Source organism: Bradyrhizobium sp. Mp27 (genome assembly GCF_029953005.1).
Classification (GTDB): Bacteria; Pseudomonadota; Alphaproteobacteria; order Rhizobiales; family Xanthobacteraceae; genus Bradyrhizobium; species Bradyrhizobium barranii.
Genome location: NZ_JASAUS010000043.1, coordinates 11,797 through 26,420, shown reverse-complemented (window position 1 = coordinate 26,420; position 14,624 = coordinate 11,797). Strand labels below are relative to the sequence as shown.

Here is a 14,624-nt window from a genome sequence, read left to right as displayed (position 1 = left end):
GTTAGTCGTAAAACTCAGGCGCCATCTTCTGGCTGTCGCGCTGGGCCTTGTCGTGGTTGATCCAGAGCTGCGCCTTCTCCTTGGTCAGCGTGTCCGCGATCTTCTGCATCGATGCCGCGCTCTGGTCCTTGTTGGCGTTCATGCTGGGGACGCGGCGGTTGTCCCAATTATCCCTAAAGTGGACGGCGTCGCCCGACAGCACCACCGCGCCGGTTTTCGGCAGTTTCACCAGCAGCGACTGGTGTCCCGGCGTGTGGCCGGGCGTCGACAGGATGGTCAGGCTGCCGTCGCCGAACACGTCCTTGTCGCCCGCGAGCAACTCGACCGGATGCGAGGGCTTGAAGCGCGGTTCGTTGTTGGCGCCGGGCCAGTCATATTCGGCCCTCTGCACGTAGAGCATGGCCTGCGGAAACAGCTCGACATTGCCGGTGTGATCAGGGTGCGTGTGCGACACGGCCATCGCCGTGACGTCATCCGGCTTGAGGCCGAGCTGTTCGAGCTGGGCGGCCAACGTCTTCGGCCGGCGCCAGGTGACGGCCTTGGGATCGGCGGGGACAAGGCCATTCGGCATGGCGGCGACGGCATCGGCGATGCCGGTGTCCCACAGGAACCAGCCCTTGCTGCTGTGCTTGATGAGATAGCAGCTGTCGACGAAGTCCATCGACTTGCCCTCGTTCAGGCCGGGCGTCCAGCGCGAGATATCGCCGGCGGTGCCCTCCCCGCAATTGAGGACGTAGAGCTTTTCGACGCCCGATTTCTCGGACTGCGCAACGGCCGCGTGGCCGGACAGAGCCAGCGCGGCAACGGCGAGAGCAAACTTGATCCTGGGCATCATCCTTGGTTCCTCTTGCGGCGCCTTGTATGGCTGCGACCGAGGATCAACCCCGGTCGCGCCGCCGAATTCCGTTTCGGCGGATCACATCAATGCGGGCAGGTCTCAACCTCGACCGTGACGTGGCTCAGGCCCTTCAGCCCGGCGAGCCGCTTCTTGTAGACGGCCGGCTGCTTCGGCTTGTCCGACACCACCGAGACCAGCACGGCGCAATGGCCGGGCCCGACCTGCCAGAGATGCAGGTCGGTGACGCGGTCCTCTCCGACCTCCATGCGGGCGCGGATGGTGCGCTCGAGCTTCTCGTCGGCGCGCACGTCGAGCAGCACCGCGCCTGATGACTTGACCAGGCCGAACGCCCAGCTCGCGATCACGGCGCTGCCGATCAGGCCGACGGCCGGATCGGCCCAGACCCATCCCGAATACATCGCGACCACCAGCGCTGCGATCGCCAGCACCGAGGTCGCCGCATCGGCCATGACGTGGACATAGGCCGCTCGAAGATTGTTGTCGTGATGATGGTGGTGATGACCGTGATCGTCGTGATCATCATGCGCATGCCCAAGGCCGTGGTCATGTCCGTGGTCATGGCCGTGATGGTGATCATGGCTGTCGCGCAGCAGCCACGCACTGGCGAGGTTGACGCAGAGGCCGAGCGCGGCCACCGCGATCGCCTCGCCATAGACGATCGGCACCGGCGTGAACAGCCGCAGCACGCTCTCATAGGCGATCTCGACCGCGATCAGACCCAGGATGATCGCGCTGGAGAAGGCGGCGAGATCGCCGAACTTGCCCGTGCCGAAGGTGAAATGCGCATTCCCCAGGTGCCGGCGCGCGAAACGGTAGGCGAAAGCGGCAATGCCGAGCGCGGCCGCATGCGTGCCCATGTGCCAGCCGTCGGCCAAAAGCGCCATCGAGCCGAACAGCGAGCCGGCAACGATCTCGCCGACCATCATGACCAGGGTCAGGACGACCACGAGCCAGGTGCGCCGCTCGTTCTCGTCGTGCTTCTCGCCGAGGAAGGCGTGGTCATGGGTCCATTGCTCGATAGAGTGGGAATGCATCGAAAAGTCTCCGAAAGGTCCGGTCCGTTGACCCGCAATATAGACCCGCGGAACATCCGGGCAAAATCAAGTCAACGAGCCGATTGACAGCCCGGCGCGGTTTGGTTGTAATGGCGTTCATGGGGATTGAAGCGATCTCCCCGTGAGGCGACATGCCCAAGTATCGCGTCCCGTTCACTTATACGAGGGCGCATCATGTCTTCCTACACAACGATATCTTCCGACAAATTGGCCCGGCTGATCGGCACGGCAAACGCACCTGTCCTGATCGACGTGCGCACGGATGAGGATTTTGCCGCCGACCGGCGACTGATTCCCGGCTCGATCAAGCTCAGCCACGACAACGTTCCGGATTGGGGCGGCGAATTCTCCGGCCGGTCCGCCATCGTCGCCTGCCTGCGCGGCGAAAAGCTCGCGCAGGGCACGGCGGCCTGGCTCAGGCAGCTGGGGGTCCAGGCCGAGACGCTGGAAGGCGGTTTCGAGGGCTGGAAGGACGCAAAGCTGCCGCTTGTCGATGCTGCAAAACTGCCGCCGCGCGACGCCAAGGGCCGCACCGTCTGGGTGACACGCGCGCGGCCGAAGGTCGACCGCATCGCCTGCCCCTGGCTGATCCGCCGCTTCGTCGATCCCAACGCGGTGTTCCTGTTCGTCGCCCCCTCTGAAGTGGTCGCGGTCGGCGAACGTTTTGGCGCGGCACCCTTCGACATCGAGAACGTGTTCTGGAGTCACCGCGGCGAGCTCTGCACCTTCGACGTGATGATCGAGGAGTTCGGGATTGCAACACCGCCCCTGCTGCGGCTTGCCACGCTGGTCCGTGGCGCCGACACCGCGCGGCCCGACCTCGCGCCGGAAGCCCCCGGCCTGCTCGCGGCCTCGCTCGGGCTGTCGCGGATGTATGACGACGATCTCGAGCAGCTCGAAGCCGGCATGACGCTCTACGATGCCTTCTACCGCTGGTGCCGCGACGCGACGGCCGAGACCCACAACTGGCCGACCAACAAGGTGAAGGCGTGATGGACACCCGCACCAATCAAACGGAAGCTGATGCCGGTCACGGCATCAGCTTCGGTGAGGCCTTCCGCGTCTGGCTCCGCGTCGCCTGCCTGAGCTTTGGCGGCCCCGCGGGCCAGATCGCGGTCATGCACCGCATCCTGGTCGAGGAGAAAAACTGGATCTCCGAAGGCCGATTCCTGCATGCGCTGAACTACTGCATGCTCCTGCCCGGACCGGAGGCACAGCAGCTGGCAACCTATGTCGGCTGGCTGATGCATCGCACCGCCGGCGGGCTGATGGCGGGCGGGCTCTTCATCCTGCCCGGCATCATCGCGATCATGGGCCTCAGCTATATCTACGCGGCTTTCGGCAATGTCAGCTTCGTCGAGGCGCTGTTCTTCGGGCTGAAAGCCGCCGTGCTCGCCATCGTCATCGAGGCCGTGGTGCGCGTCGGCAAGCGCGCGCTGAAGAACCGCATCATGATTGCGCTCGCCGCAATCGCCTTCGTCGCGATCTTCTTCTTCGCGGTCCCCTTCCCGATCATCATCATCGCCGCCGGCGTGATCGGATATGTCGGCGCGCGGACTGGCCGTCCGGAGTTTGCCCCGGCGGCTCACGGCCCCGGCGGCAGCACCGCCGTGATCGACAGCATGCTCGGCGAAGCCGTTCCCGAGCATGTGCGCCCCAACACCGCGCGCGCGATCCGCGTCGGTGCGCTCTGGCTCGCGCTCTGGCTGATGCCGGTGATCGCGCTGCTCCTGGTCCTCGGACAGGCCAGCGTCTTCAGCCAGATCGCGCTGTTCTTCTCGAAGATGGCGCTGGTCACGTTCGGCGGTGCTTATGCGGTACTGGCGTATGTGGCGCAGCAGGCGGTCGAGCATTATCACTGGCTAAAGCCGCACGAGATGCTCGACGGTCTCGGCATGGCCGAGACCACGCCGGGCCCGCTGATCATGGTGCTTCAGTTCGTCGGCTTCATGGCCGCCTATCGCGATCCGAGCGGCCTGTCGCCGATGCTTGCAGCGACGCTCGGCGGATTGCTTGCGACCTGGGTCACGTTCACCCCCTGCTTCCTCTGGATCTTCGTCGGCGCCCCCTACATCGAGCGCCTGCGCGGCAACACGGGCCTCGCCGGCGCACTCGGCGCGATCACCGCCGCCGTCGTCGGCGTAATCCTCAACCTCTCGATCTGGTTCGCGCTGCACACGCTGTTCCGCGAGACCGTTCCGGTGCACGCTTTCCCGTTCGCATTCGACAGGCCGGTGCTGACCAGCATCGACATCCCGGCGCTCGTGCTGTCAATCGCGGCCGCAACCGCGATCTTCCGCTTCAAGCTGGGCATGCTCACGGTGCTGGCGGGCAGTTGTGCTGCCGGCGTGGCGTTGCGGCTGGTGGGGGTGATCTGAAGGCACGGGCCGAGCCCACTCTCGCTGTCATCGCCCGCGAAAGCGGGCGATCCAGTGCGCCGAGACGGTTGTGGTTGAAGCGATCAGCCGCGGCGTACTGGATGCCCCGGTCAAGCCGGGGCATGACAGCTGTGTTGTAGCGGCAGGCTGCCCGCCTACCTGGCTTTCGCCTACCGCATCATCATCCGCGCAATCGCCTCGCCGATCACCACCGTCGTGAAGTGGGTGTTGGCGCGGCAGTCGGACGGCATGATCGAGGCGTCGGCGACGCGCAGGCCGCTTATGCCCTTCACCGTGCCATCAGGGTTGACCACGCCATCGGCGTCTCCAACACCGCTCATGCGGCAACTGCCGGCGGCATGCTGGATGTCTCCGGTCTCACGGCGCAGCAGCGCATCGAGCTCGTGATCCGGCAAGGCCGCAGCTTGCGGCAGCGTCAGATCGGTGTCGGTCAGCCTGATCCAGTCGGCAATGCCTGAAAGCGCCGGCTGAGAGGTGATCACGGCCAGCCGTTTCACCGCATCCTTCATCCGCAGCACGTCGCGGGGATCGGCGAGCATGTTCTCCTCGACGATGGGATCGATCGCCGGATCGGTCGAGGCCAGCTTGAGCATGCCGCGCGAATAGGCGTTGAACAGGCCGGCGCCGATCGCTCCGGGCACGCCGATGCCGCGGTGGTTGAAGGCGATCAGGATCATGTCGCGCTTGCCGCCATCGGCGAGGCCGGAGGAATAGGTCACGCAGCAATTGGTGTGGCGGGTGTCCGGATCGGTCGGCCGCAGATTTTCGTGGAGCTGGATCGTCGCGCGAAACAACGGGTGGTCGAAGAAATGGCGGCCGACCGGCAAATCGCGCTCGACCGCGATCCCCATCGCCTTCAGCTCATCCGCTGGTCCGATGCCTGAACGCAGCAGGATCGCCGGACTGTGGATGGCGCCGGCGCAGAGCACGATCTGGCGCGCGCTGATCTCGTGGGTGCCCTGCCCTTCGATGTGAACCCGAAGGCCGGTCGCCCGGCCGTCGCTGATCAGCACGCGATCGACCAGCGCGTGCCCGCGAATCTCGAGATTGGCGCGGCCACGCGCGGGCTCCAGATAGCCCTCGTTGGTCGTGATGCGGCGGCTGTCGCGGCTGTTGATGGGATAGCAGGCGACGCCCTCACCATCAGGACCGTTGAGGTCGGCGCACCAGGGATAGCCGCTCGCCAGCGCGGCATCGCGCAGGCCGCGATCGATCGGCCCCCACTTCTCGGGCGGAGCGCGATAGACCGGCAACGGTCCGCCGCTTCCATGACCCGGGACGTCACCAAATTCCAAATCATCCTCGATCACCGAGAACAGCGGCATCACGTCCTTGGCCGACCAGCCGGTGCAGCCATTGGCTGCCCATTCGTCGAACGCGTCGGCGACGCCGCGGATGGCAATCTGGCCGTTCATCATCGATGAGCCGCCAAGCCCCTTGCCGCGCCAGTAGAAGCGCGGCTCCTGCCCGGCCACCCGGCGCGTCAGCAGATCAGGCCATTGCCATTTCTCCTGGTACTCACGCTTGTGGATGATCGGGATCGGATTTGGCGTCATCACCTCCCAGGGCGCCTCGTCGGCGCGCCAGTCCAGCCCCGCCTCGAGCAGCAGGACACGCCTTGCGGGATCCTCGGAAAGCCGCGCCGCAACAGCGGCGCCGGCAGAGCCGCCGCCGACAACAATGACATCGTACATCGCGTTACTTCTCAACGTTCCAGAACACCGGGATGGCGGACGGTATCAGACCACGCAGGGTGGCGCGATAGGCCGCCGGCTGCGCGAACTGGCCCCACGGGATCGCGGGCGCCTGATCGTACATCACGCTCTGAATTTCGCCGGCGATCTTCTTGCGATCCGCCTCGGCGGGCGCCTTCGCGAAGGCTTCCATCAAGGGCGTGATGCGTGCGTCGCATTGCCAGCCGGTGAAGTCGGCGCAGTTGAAGGCGACCATGACGTTGGTCAGCGGCGAGCCCAGGTCAAAACCGCCGGCGTGGACGCCATAGACGCTCCAGCCCTCCTTCTTGGCGCGGCGCGCCAGCACGCTCGCCCAGTCCATCACCTGGAGATCGACGTTGAACCCGGCCTGCTTCAGCCGCTCGGCCAGCACCTGCGCCGAGACGCGCGGGGCTTCGAGGTCGTTGGCTTCCATGACGACGACGGGTTCGCCGGCATATTTGGTCGCCTTCAGCGCGGCTTTCGCCGCTTCAATCGACGTCTTTGCGGCGGCTTCCGTGCCCGCCTTGCTCTCATAGGTGGTGCCGCAGGTGAAGAACGTCGCGCAAGGAGCGGCGTATTTGGCATCTAGCCCGAGCGCATCCAGCACTTCGCGCTGGTCGACCAGCTTCCACAGCACGCGGCGAATTTCCGCATCATCAAACGGCTTCGATGCGGCGTTGAGACGATAGGCGCCAGCGAACATGTTGCCGCCGGTGAAATTGACCAGCTTGACGCGGGAGTTCTTTTCCAGCTGCGGCAACAGATCGAACGGCGCATATTGCATGAAGTCGACCTCGCCCGCCTGCAGCGCGGACGCGGCGGTCGCACCATCCGGGATGACGCGGATCTCGAGCGTGTCGATGCCGACGCGCTTGCCGCCGGCGAGGAAATCGGCGGGCTCGGGGCGCGGCACATAATCGGCGAATTTCTTCAGGATCATGCGATCGCCGGTGCGGTGATCGGCCTTGCTGTAGACGAACGGGCCGGAGCCGATGATCTCCGTGATGCGCTGGTCGCCGGGTGTTTTCGCGATGCGCTCGGGCATCATGAAAGCGACCGGGCTGACGGGATTGCCGAGCGCATCGATCACGAGGCCGGACGGCTCCTTCAGCGTCAGCACGAAGGTTTTCGCATCCGTCGGCTCGAGCGAGGCCGTGATCGCGAAGATCCGACGGCCGAGCGCGCTGCGGGTGCCCCAGCGGCGCAGCGACGCCACGCAATCGGCCGCCGTGACCGGCTGGCCGTCGTGCCATTTCAGGCCGTCGCGCAGCGTGAACGTATAGGTCAATCCGTCGGATGAGACTTTCCAGTCCTGCACCATCTGCGGCTTGATGTCGCCCTTGGAGTCTTTCGCAAAGAGCGTGTCGAACACCATGTAGCCAAACGTGCGCGAAATGTAGGCCGTGGAAAAATGCGGATCGAGCGTGACGATCTCCGCCTCGAGCACCGCGACAAGATTGCCCGCCGCATGCGCGGGCGCCGCGACCAGCGCGAGGCCGAACAGCGCCGGAATAAAAGCCTTCGGTTTGAACATTGGTGTATTTTTGCCTTTTGACTGAAACGTTCGCAGTCACTAGGAAAAAGCAATGTTCGTGCCCCCACGTATGCTCTCGTGGTTATCTGCCACGCGTTTGCGGGATGCGCACTTTTGAGTTGGAGAGCGGCGCTATCGCATCTCGTCATTGCGAGCGCAGCGAAGCAATCCAGAGTCTTTCCACGGCGGCAGTCTGGATTGCTTCGCTGCGCTCGCAATGACGGTGGGGAGACAAGTACGCGCCACACTCTCTGGTGCCCCGGACGCAGCGCAGCACGTAGCGGTGCGCTGCAGAGCCGGGGCCCATGTCTCCGTGTGTACCCGTGCAGCGTGGGTCCCGGCTCTGCGCAGCAGCGTTTCACGCTGCAGCGCGTCCGGGACACGAGCGTCCGACTACTCGATCACCATGCCGAACCTGTTCGACTTCGGGAAACCCTTCGGCGGCAGGCGGCCGGCATCGGCACGGGTGCCTTGCCACTCGGCGAGCTCCTTCATGGTCACGGAGAATTCGCGGCCGGCGGAGTCCTTCCAGGTCAGGCCCGCCTTGGCCTCGAACACGGCGACGTCGGACAGGCCGCCGTCCTTGTACTTCTGCAGGCGCACGCCGCGACCGCGGGCCATCTCCGGCACCTGGTCGAGCGGGAAGATCAGCATCTTGCGGTTCTCGCCGATGACCGCGACGGTGTCACCGATCACCTCGGTGACCGTGCGCGCCTCGTTCGGCATATCGACGTTGAGGACCTGCTTGCCCTTCTTGGTCGTGCCGACGCAATCGTCCTCGTTGACGACGAAGCCCTGGCCCTCGTGGCTCGCGACCAGGAATTTGCGCCCGCCCTTGTTGACGAACAGCGCGACGGGGGCTGCCTCCTGCTCGAGGTCGATGAACAGACGGATCGGCTCGCCATGGCCGCGACCGCCCGGAAGCTTCGCAACATCGAGCGAGTAGAATTTGCCGTTGGTGGCGAACAGCAGCAGCTTCGAGGTCGTCTCCGCGAAGAAGGCAAAACCGAGCTTGTCGTCCTGCTTGAAGGCCAGCCCCGAGAGATCCTCGACATGGCCCTTCATGGTGCGGATCCAGCCCTTGTCGGAGACCACGACCGTCACCGGCTCGCGCTCGACGAGGGCTTCTTCCATTGCGGCGAGGTCGTGCTCGGGCGCATCCGCAAAGGTGGTGCGGCGCTTGCCGAGCGGAGTCTTCGGTCCAAACATGTCGCGGACCTTGCCGACCTGCTCGCCGACCTTCTTCCACTGCTCCGGCTCCGAGGCGAGCACCGCGTTGATGCCCTTGAGCTCGGCGCGGAGGTTCTTGTCCTCGGTGCGGATCTCCATTTCCTCGAGCTTGCGCAAGCTACGCAGGCGCATGTTGAGGATGGCTTCGGCCTGTACCTCGGTAAGCTTGAACGCCTTGATCAGCGCCGGCTTCGGCTCGTCCACGGTGCGGATGATCCTGATCACCTCATCGAGGTTCAAGTACGCGATCAACAAACCGCCCAGAACTTCGAGCCGGTGCTCGATCTGCGTCTTGCGGAAGTTGGTCCGGCGGATCAGGACGTCGCGCAGATGGTCGAGCCATTCGCGCAGGCACTCCGCGAGCCCCACGACCTTGGGGATGCGGCCCTTGATCAGCACGTTGAGGTTCAGCGGAATCTTGTTTTCGAGCTCGGTCAGCCGGAACAACGATTCCATCATCAGGGCGGGATCGACGTTCTTCGACTTCGGCTCGATCACGATGCGAACGTCTTCGGCCGACTCGTCCCTGATGTCGCCGACCAGCGGCAGCTTCTTCTGGTCCAGCAGCTCGGCGACCTTCTCGATCAGGCGCGACTTCTGCACCAGGAAGGGAATCTCGGTGACGACAACGACCCAGGTGCCGCGCGTACCCTCTTCCTGCTCCCATCGCGCGCGAACACGGAACGAGCCGCGACCGGTCGTATAGGCTTCAGCGATCGCCTGCTTGGAATCGACGCAGATGCCGCCGGTCGGGAAATCCGGGCCCTTCACCCACTTCAGCAGCGCCTTGGATTTCGCGTCGGGCTTCTCGATCAGGTGCAGCGCGGCGTCGCAGAGCTCGGCCGCGTTGTGCGGCGGGATCGAGGTCGCCATGCCGACCGCGATGCCCTGCGCGCCGTTGGCGAGCAGATTCGGGAAGCCGCCGGGCAGCACGACCGGCTCTTTCGACTGGCCGTCGTAATTGGGCCGGAACTCGACGCCGTCCTCGTCGATGCCCTCGAGCAGAAGCCGCGCCACGTCGGTCATGCGCGCTTCGGTGTAGCGGTAGGCAGCCGGGTTATCGCCGTCGATATTGCCAAAATTGCCCTGGCCGTCGACCAGCGGGTAGCGCGAGGAGAAATCCTGCGCGAGGCGCACCATGGCGTCGTAGATCGCCTGGTCGCCATGCGGATGGAACGAGCCCATCACGTCGCCGACGATCTTGGCGGATTTCTTGAACGCCGTGCCGGGGTCGAGCCTGAGCAGGCGCATGCCGTAGAGGATGCGCCGGTGCACCGGCTTCAGGCCGTCGCGCGCATCCGGCAGCGCGCGGTGCATGATGGTGGAGAGCGCATAGGCGAGATAGCGCTCTTCCAGCGCCTCACGCAGCGGCACCTCGTGAATTTCGGCCGGTTCCTCCGGCGGAATCAATCGTTTTCCCATGCCGCCCGGTTAAACCGTGGAAGCGAATCGGGCAAGGATCGATTGGTTCCCTGTGGGCGGCTATTGCCCTGCCCAGCCGGCGGTCACTGGCTGCTGGGTCTTGGCTTGCGCGGTGACCGGCGCATTGGTCAGGCAACGCCGGGCGACCTCGATTTCGGCCTCCGTTGCCCCCTTGGACCGCGCCCAACTCTCTGCGGCCGCAGAGGAATATTTCGCCACGTAGTACCGGACCACGGTGCAGGATGCCCTGCGAAAGACACCCGGTTGCGGCTCGCCAGCCACCGCGTCAGGCGCAAACGCAAGCAGCGCCGCCGACACGGCGAATCCCTTGATCAACATTTAGGCTGTCCCCGTAGTGGAACCTTGTGAGGGCCAATTCAACCAGGCGGATTTCGTTCCCAGGAAATATCATGCCCTCGGGCAAGGCAGAGGCCCCCTCAGGTCATGGCGCCGGGATAGCCGCCTTCGCCTGCTGCCGCGTCAGCGCATTGATGAAGCCGGCGCGCGCGTCGGAATGGCCCTGGCCGCGGGGCTCCAGCACATGGCGCAGCAGGAACAGGCCGGTGAGCCGGAAGCCGTCCTGGAGATCCTGGTCGGTGAGGTCGCTCGCGGCCTCGCCACGACGCAGGAACGGCGGCAGGCGCAACAGCCGGTCGCGCCACGGTTCGCCGGCCCCGCGCGACACCGCGCCGCCGGACTTCGGCGAAACATAGATCAGGTCCGTGGTCTCGCCGGTCACCGCGCAGTTTTCCAGCGCGAGCCCGAAGCCGAGCTCGGCGAGCATCGCCAGCTCGAAATGGATGAGGTGCACGGCGGCACTGCCGATATCGTCGAAATCATCGAGCGAATGTTCGAGCATCGCAAAGATGTCTTCGTGCGGATCGCGCTCCGGCAGCAGCCGCGCAATCGAGGCGAGATGGGTGACGCCATAGACGCCGTGGGAGGATCCCAGCAGCGTCGCCGCGCGCAGCTTGAGGCCCTCGACCGCATAGGTGCCGAGATGCTCGTCGAGCCGCGCCCGCCACACCACGCTGACGCTGTTGCCGGGCTGCAAGAGCGGCCGCATCCGCGAACCGGCGCCACCGCGCACGAGGCCGAGATGCCGGCCGTGCACACGCGTCAGCAGCTCGACGATGGCGCTGCTCTCGCCATGCCGCCGCACGCCCAGCACGATGCCTTCGTCGGTCCATTCCATGGAAGGAAGTGTAGCGCAGTTCGAGCGATCGTAGGGTGGGCAAAGCGAAGCGTGCCCACCAATTTGATTTACGGCACGATCATGGTGGGCACGGCGCGCAAGGGCGCGCCTTTGCCCACCCTACGGCATCGCGCAGGACGTTAGGCGTTGAACCAGCCCTGCGCATCGCCGCTGAAGGAGAAATACAGCCCCATCGCGGTCAGCACGCAGGAGACGATCTCGATGACGCTGTCGAGCTCCAGGCCCTTCTCGCCTATGATCTGGCCGAGCGAGATCACGGACAGCACGAGGGCCGCCGCCAGCACCCAGCGCGGCCAGTTCTTGCGCCAACGCGCAGCCAACCAGACGAAATAGACCAGCAGCAGGATCATGCCGCCGGCGAGCATGGTCGCCATCATGATCATCTGCTCGGTCATCTCGGCATTGGGCGTGCGGTCCTGCACCGCGACCGACAGGGCATCCAGCATCAATGACGCATAGAGCAGCGCTTCGAAGCGCCGGACGTTGCTGGGTACGCTCATCGGTGACCGATCTTTTCTTGGTTATTCTTTAGGAAATTCCAGGCCCATCTCGCGATAGCGATCGGGATCGTCACCCCAGTTTTCGCGCACCTTGACGAACAGGAACAGGTGCACCGGCACGCCCAGGATCTCGCCGATCTCCTTGCGCGAGTCCGCGCCGATCGACTTGATGGTGGCGCCGCCTGCGCCCAGCACGATCTTGCGCTGGCTCTCGCGCTCGACGAAGATCGTCTGCTCGATGCGCACCGACTTGTCCTTGCGCTCCTCCCACTTGTCGGTCTCGACCGTGGATTGGTAGGGCAATTCCTGGTGCAGCTTGCGATAGATCTTCTCGCGCGTGATCTCGGCCGCAAGCTGCCGCATCGGCGCGTCCGACATCTGGTCTTCGGGGTAGAGGAACGGCCCCGGCGGCACGATTTCGGCCAGCGTATGCCTGAGGTCGTCGACGCCGTCGCCCGAGATCGCCGCGATCATGAAGGTCTTTGCAAAGGCCATGCGCTCGTTGGCGGCCTGCGCCAGCGCCAGCAGCTTCTCGCGCTGGACCAGATCGACCTTGTTGATGACCAAAATCTTGTCGTGATTGACGCTCGCGGCCTTGGTGAGGATCGCCTCGGCCTCTTCATCAATCCCGGTCTTGGCGTCGAGCAGCACGCAGACGAGGTCGGCATCATGCGCCCCGCTCCAGGCCGTCGAGACCATGGCGCGGTCGAGCCTGCGCTTGGGCAGGAAGATGCCGGGCGTGTCGACCAGGATGATCTGCGCGTTGTTCTCGATGACGATGCCGCGGATCAGCGCGCGCGTGGTCTGCACCTTGCGCGAGACGATCGTGACCTTGGCCCCGACCAGCGCATTGACCAGCGTGGATTTTCCGACATTCGGCGCGCCGATCAGCGCAACGAAACCGCAGCGCGTTGCGGAGGGCGCCTCACCGCTTGCTTCAGCCGTCATTGCCGCCGCCAACACCTTCACGTTCGATCATCACTGAGGCCGCCACCTTCTCCGCTGCACGCTTACTGCCACCGACGCCTTCGGCCGGCGCCAATCCCGGCAGATCCACCGCGACGCGGAACTGCGGATCGTGATGCGGGCCGGTGCGCTCGACCTCGCGGTAAACCGGCGTCGGCAGCCCCTTCCCCTGCGCCCATTCCTGCAGCACGGTCTTGGGATCGCGCAAGGGACGCCGCGGCTTGTGCATGCGTTCGGTCCAGTTGCGCCTGACGAATTCCGCCGCCGCCGCGTAGCCACCGTCGAGGAAGACGGCGCCGATCACGGCCTCGCAGATGTCGCCGAGCACGCTCTTGCGCAGGCGGGCATCGGCGCTCGGCCCGACCGAACCGAGCTTGACGTCGTCGAGCAGACCGAGCGATTTGGCAACGTCGGCGCAGCTCTCCTTGCGCACCAGTTCGGCAAGTCGCTTGGACAGCTCGCCCTCGTCGGCATTCGGGAAGGCGTGATAGAGCATGTCAGAGACGACGAGCCCCAGCACATGGTCGCCCAGGAATTCCAGCCGCTGATAGCTGTCGCCGCGCTTGCGCCCCGACTTCAGCGCCGAGACATGCGTGATCGCCTGCATCAGCAGATTCGGATCGGCAAAGCTGTGGCCGATGCGCGCCTCGAGCGCCGCGTTCGCATCCGAGGCCTTGGCCTTGCTGCTCCGCACCCGCTTCTTCTTTGCAGGAATCTTGGTCGCCGCTTCGCCGTCGGCGCCCGCCGAGGGCTCGGTCGATTGGATCGGGATGTCCTTGGCTTCGTCTTTCATCGGACGATTTTGAAGAAACGGTTCCAGCGCACCGCCCAAGGCCAGCGCCAGAACATCCAGGCATGCTCGCCTTCGGCGATGGAAAAGAAGATCATCTGGGCGCGGCCGATCAAATTCTCCTGCGGCACATAGCCGACCTGGCCGAGGAAACGGCTGTCGGTGGAGTTGTCGCGGTTGTCGCCCATCATGAAGAAATGGCCCGGCGGCACGTTGTAGACGTTGGTATTGTCCATGTAGCCGTTATCGGCGCAGTCCAGCGTCTCATAGGACACGCCGTTCGGCAGCGTTTCCTTCCAGCGCTTCACCCGCGAGATGCCCCCGCCTTCGGAGCCGCAGGGATCCTCGCCGACAAATTCGCTCATGCGCTGCCGCTCGACCGGAGTGTCGTTGATGTAGAGCAGCCCATCCTTCATCTGGATGCGGTCGCCGGGAAGGCCGATGACGCGCTTGATGTAATCGGTGGAGTCGTCCTTCGGCAGGCGGAACACGACGATGTCGCCGCGGTTCGGGTCCGAGCCCCAGATCCGCCCCGAGAACAGCGGCGGCGAGAACGGGATCGAGTAGTGGCTATAGCCGTAGGAATATTTCGAGACGAACAGATAGTCACCGACCAGCAGCGTCGCCTTCATCGAACCGGACGGAATGTTGAACGGCTGGAACAGGAACGTGCGGATCACGAGCGCGATCAGGAGAGCGTGGATCACGACGCGGATCGTTTCGCCGACGCCGCTTTCAGTTTTCGTTCCCGAAGTCACGCTCATTGCTCTCTCAATTCCGGCCGGCGGTCACAGAGCGCCCTCCTTCCGCGAACAGCCCATCGCTTCGCGGCCCAAGGAGATTGTCCTGATTCTGATAATGAGGGCCAATTCCGGCGTAAAGCCGAATTCGCCCAGCATGATTTGCGTCCGCGGACTTTTAGACGGTTGTCGGGAGCC

13 protein-coding genes are annotated in these 14,624 nt (G+C 64.9%); 2 read left to right on the top strand and 11 right to left on the bottom strand.

Annotated elements, in window-relative coordinates; genetic code table 11:
• Position 1: 1 nt before the first annotated feature.
• Entirely contained in the window at positions 2-835 is an 834-nt protein-coding gene (locus QJT78_RS22125; protein ID WP_038943266.1) for an N-acyl homoserine lactonase family protein, read from the bottom strand.
• A gap of 86 nt (positions 836-921) precedes the next feature.
• Complete coding sequence (gene dmeF / locus QJT78_RS22120; RefSeq protein ID WP_028150623.1) at positions 922-1,893, bottom strand: CDF family Co(II)/Ni(II) efflux transporter DmeF; 972 nt, start codon at positions 1,891-1,893, stop codon at positions 922-924.
• Positions 1,894-2,088: 195 nt separating this feature from the next.
• On the opposite strand from dmeF, the gene QJT78_RS22115 reads away from it, so the two are divergent.
• Both QJT78_RS22115 and chrA read left to right on the top strand, forming a co-directional pair.
• Positions 2,089-2,907 carry a chromate resistance protein ChrB domain-containing protein gene (locus tag QJT78_RS22115; RefSeq protein WP_028150624.1) on the top strand — a complete coding sequence of 273 codons (819 nt, stop codon included), beginning with the start codon at positions 2,089-2,091 and terminating at the stop codon, positions 2,905-2,907.
• A complete protein-coding gene (chrA, locus tag QJT78_RS22110; RefSeq protein WP_028150625.1) occupies positions 2,907-4,292 on the top strand; it encodes a chromate efflux transporter in 1,386 nt (461 codons plus the stop codon). Before QJT78_RS22115 ends, chrA begins: the two co-directional genes overlap by 1 nt.
• A gap of 170 nt (positions 4,293-4,462) precedes the next feature.
• On the opposite strand, the gene QJT78_RS22105 is transcribed toward chrA, so the two are convergent.
• From QJT78_RS22105 to lepB, 9 genes are all read right to left on the bottom strand, one after another.
• Positions 4,463-6,007 (bottom strand): GMC family oxidoreductase N-terminal domain-containing protein, encoded by a 1,545-nt coding sequence (locus tag QJT78_RS22105; protein WP_038943267.1) that lies wholly within the window; start codon positions 6,005-6,007, stop codon positions 4,463-4,465.
• Between the two features lie 4 nt (positions 6,008-6,011).
• A complete protein-coding gene (locus QJT78_RS22100; RefSeq protein ID WP_038943268.1) occupies positions 6,012-7,562 on the bottom strand; it encodes an ABC transporter substrate-binding protein in 1,551 nt (516 codons plus the stop codon).
• Between the two features lie 393 nt (positions 7,563-7,955).
• Entirely contained in the window at positions 7,956-10,214 is a 2,259-nt protein-coding gene (gene parC / locus QJT78_RS22095) for a DNA topoisomerase IV subunit A (protein WP_281460295.1), read from the bottom strand.
• Positions 10,215-10,274: 60 nt separating this feature from the next.
• Positions 10,275-10,553 carry a hypothetical protein gene (locus QJT78_RS22090; RefSeq protein WP_038943269.1) on the bottom strand — a complete coding sequence of 93 codons (279 nt, stop codon included), beginning with the start codon at positions 10,551-10,553 and terminating at the stop codon, positions 10,275-10,277.
• A 103-nt stretch (positions 10,554-10,656) separates the two neighbouring features.
• On the bottom strand, positions 10,657-11,409 hold the full coding sequence (gene recO / locus QJT78_RS22085) for a DNA repair protein RecO (RefSeq protein WP_212480934.1): 753 nt from the start codon (positions 11,407-11,409) through the stop codon (positions 10,657-10,659).
• Between the two features lie 140 nt (positions 11,410-11,549).
• Positions 11,550-11,930, bottom strand: a complete 381-nt coding sequence (locus tag QJT78_RS22080; RefSeq protein WP_028150631.1) for a hypothetical protein — start codon at positions 11,928-11,930, stop codon at positions 11,550-11,552.
• A gap of 21 nt (positions 11,931-11,951) precedes the next feature.
• A complete protein-coding gene (era, locus tag QJT78_RS22075) occupies positions 11,952-12,878 on the bottom strand; it encodes a GTPase Era (protein ID WP_014494748.1) in 927 nt (308 codons plus the stop codon).
• A complete protein-coding gene (rnc, locus tag QJT78_RS22070) occupies positions 12,868-13,689 on the bottom strand; it encodes a ribonuclease III (protein ID WP_028150632.1) in 822 nt (273 codons plus the stop codon). Before rnc ends, era begins: the two co-directional genes overlap by 11 nt.
• Positions 13,686-14,450 carry a signal peptidase I gene (gene lepB, locus QJT78_RS22065; RefSeq protein WP_014494746.1) on the bottom strand — a complete coding sequence of 255 codons (765 nt, stop codon included), beginning with the start codon at positions 14,448-14,450 and terminating at the stop codon, positions 13,686-13,688. Before lepB ends, rnc begins: the two co-directional genes overlap by 4 nt.
• Positions 14,451-14,624: the final 174 nt, after the last annotated feature.

Bases quoted from the DNA above. Each gene is read 5' to 3' on its own strand.
- QJT78_RS22125 (WP_038943266.1), bottom strand. From the start codon at position 835: ATGATGCCCAGGATCAAGTTTGCTCTCGCCGTTGCCGCGCTGGCTCTG.
- dmeF (WP_028150623.1), bottom strand. From the start codon at position 1,893: ATGCATTCCCACTCTATCGAGCAATGGACCCATGACCACGCCTTCCTC.
- QJT78_RS22115 (WP_028150624.1), top strand. From the start codon at position 2,089: ATGTCTTCCTACACAACGATATCTTCCGACAAATTGGCCCGGCTGATC.
- chrA (WP_028150625.1), top strand. From the start codon at position 2,907: ATGGACACCCGCACCAATCAAACGGAAGCTGATGCCGGTCACGGCATC.
- QJT78_RS22105 (WP_038943267.1), bottom strand. From the start codon at position 6,007: ATGTACGATGTCATTGTTGTCGGCGGCGGCTCTGCCGGCGCCGCTGTT.
- QJT78_RS22100 (WP_038943268.1), bottom strand. From the start codon at position 7,562: ATGTTCAAACCGAAGGCTTTTATTCCGGCGCTGTTCGGCCTCGCGCTG.
- parC (WP_281460295.1), bottom strand. From the start codon at position 10,214: ATGGGAAAACGATTGATTCCGCCGGAGGAACCGGCCGAAATTCACGAG.
- QJT78_RS22090 (WP_038943269.1), bottom strand. From the start codon at position 10,553: ATGTTGATCAAGGGATTCGCCGTGTCGGCGGCGCTGCTTGCGTTTGCG.
- recO (WP_212480934.1), bottom strand. From the start codon at position 11,409: ATGGAATGGACCGACGAAGGCATCGTGCTGGGCGTGCGGCGGCATGGC.
- QJT78_RS22080 (WP_028150631.1), bottom strand. From the start codon at position 11,930: ATGAGCGTACCCAGCAACGTCCGGCGCTTCGAAGCGCTGCTCTATGCG.
- era (WP_014494748.1), bottom strand. From the start codon at position 12,878: ATGACGGCTGAAGCAAGCGGTGAGGCGCCCTCCGCAACGCGCTGCGGT.
- rnc (WP_028150632.1), bottom strand. From the start codon at position 13,689: ATGAAAGACGAAGCCAAGGACATCCCGATCCAATCGACCGAGCCCTCG.
- lepB (WP_014494746.1), bottom strand. From the start codon at position 14,450: ATGAGCGTGACTTCGGGAACGAAAACTGAAAGCGGCGTCGGCGAAACG.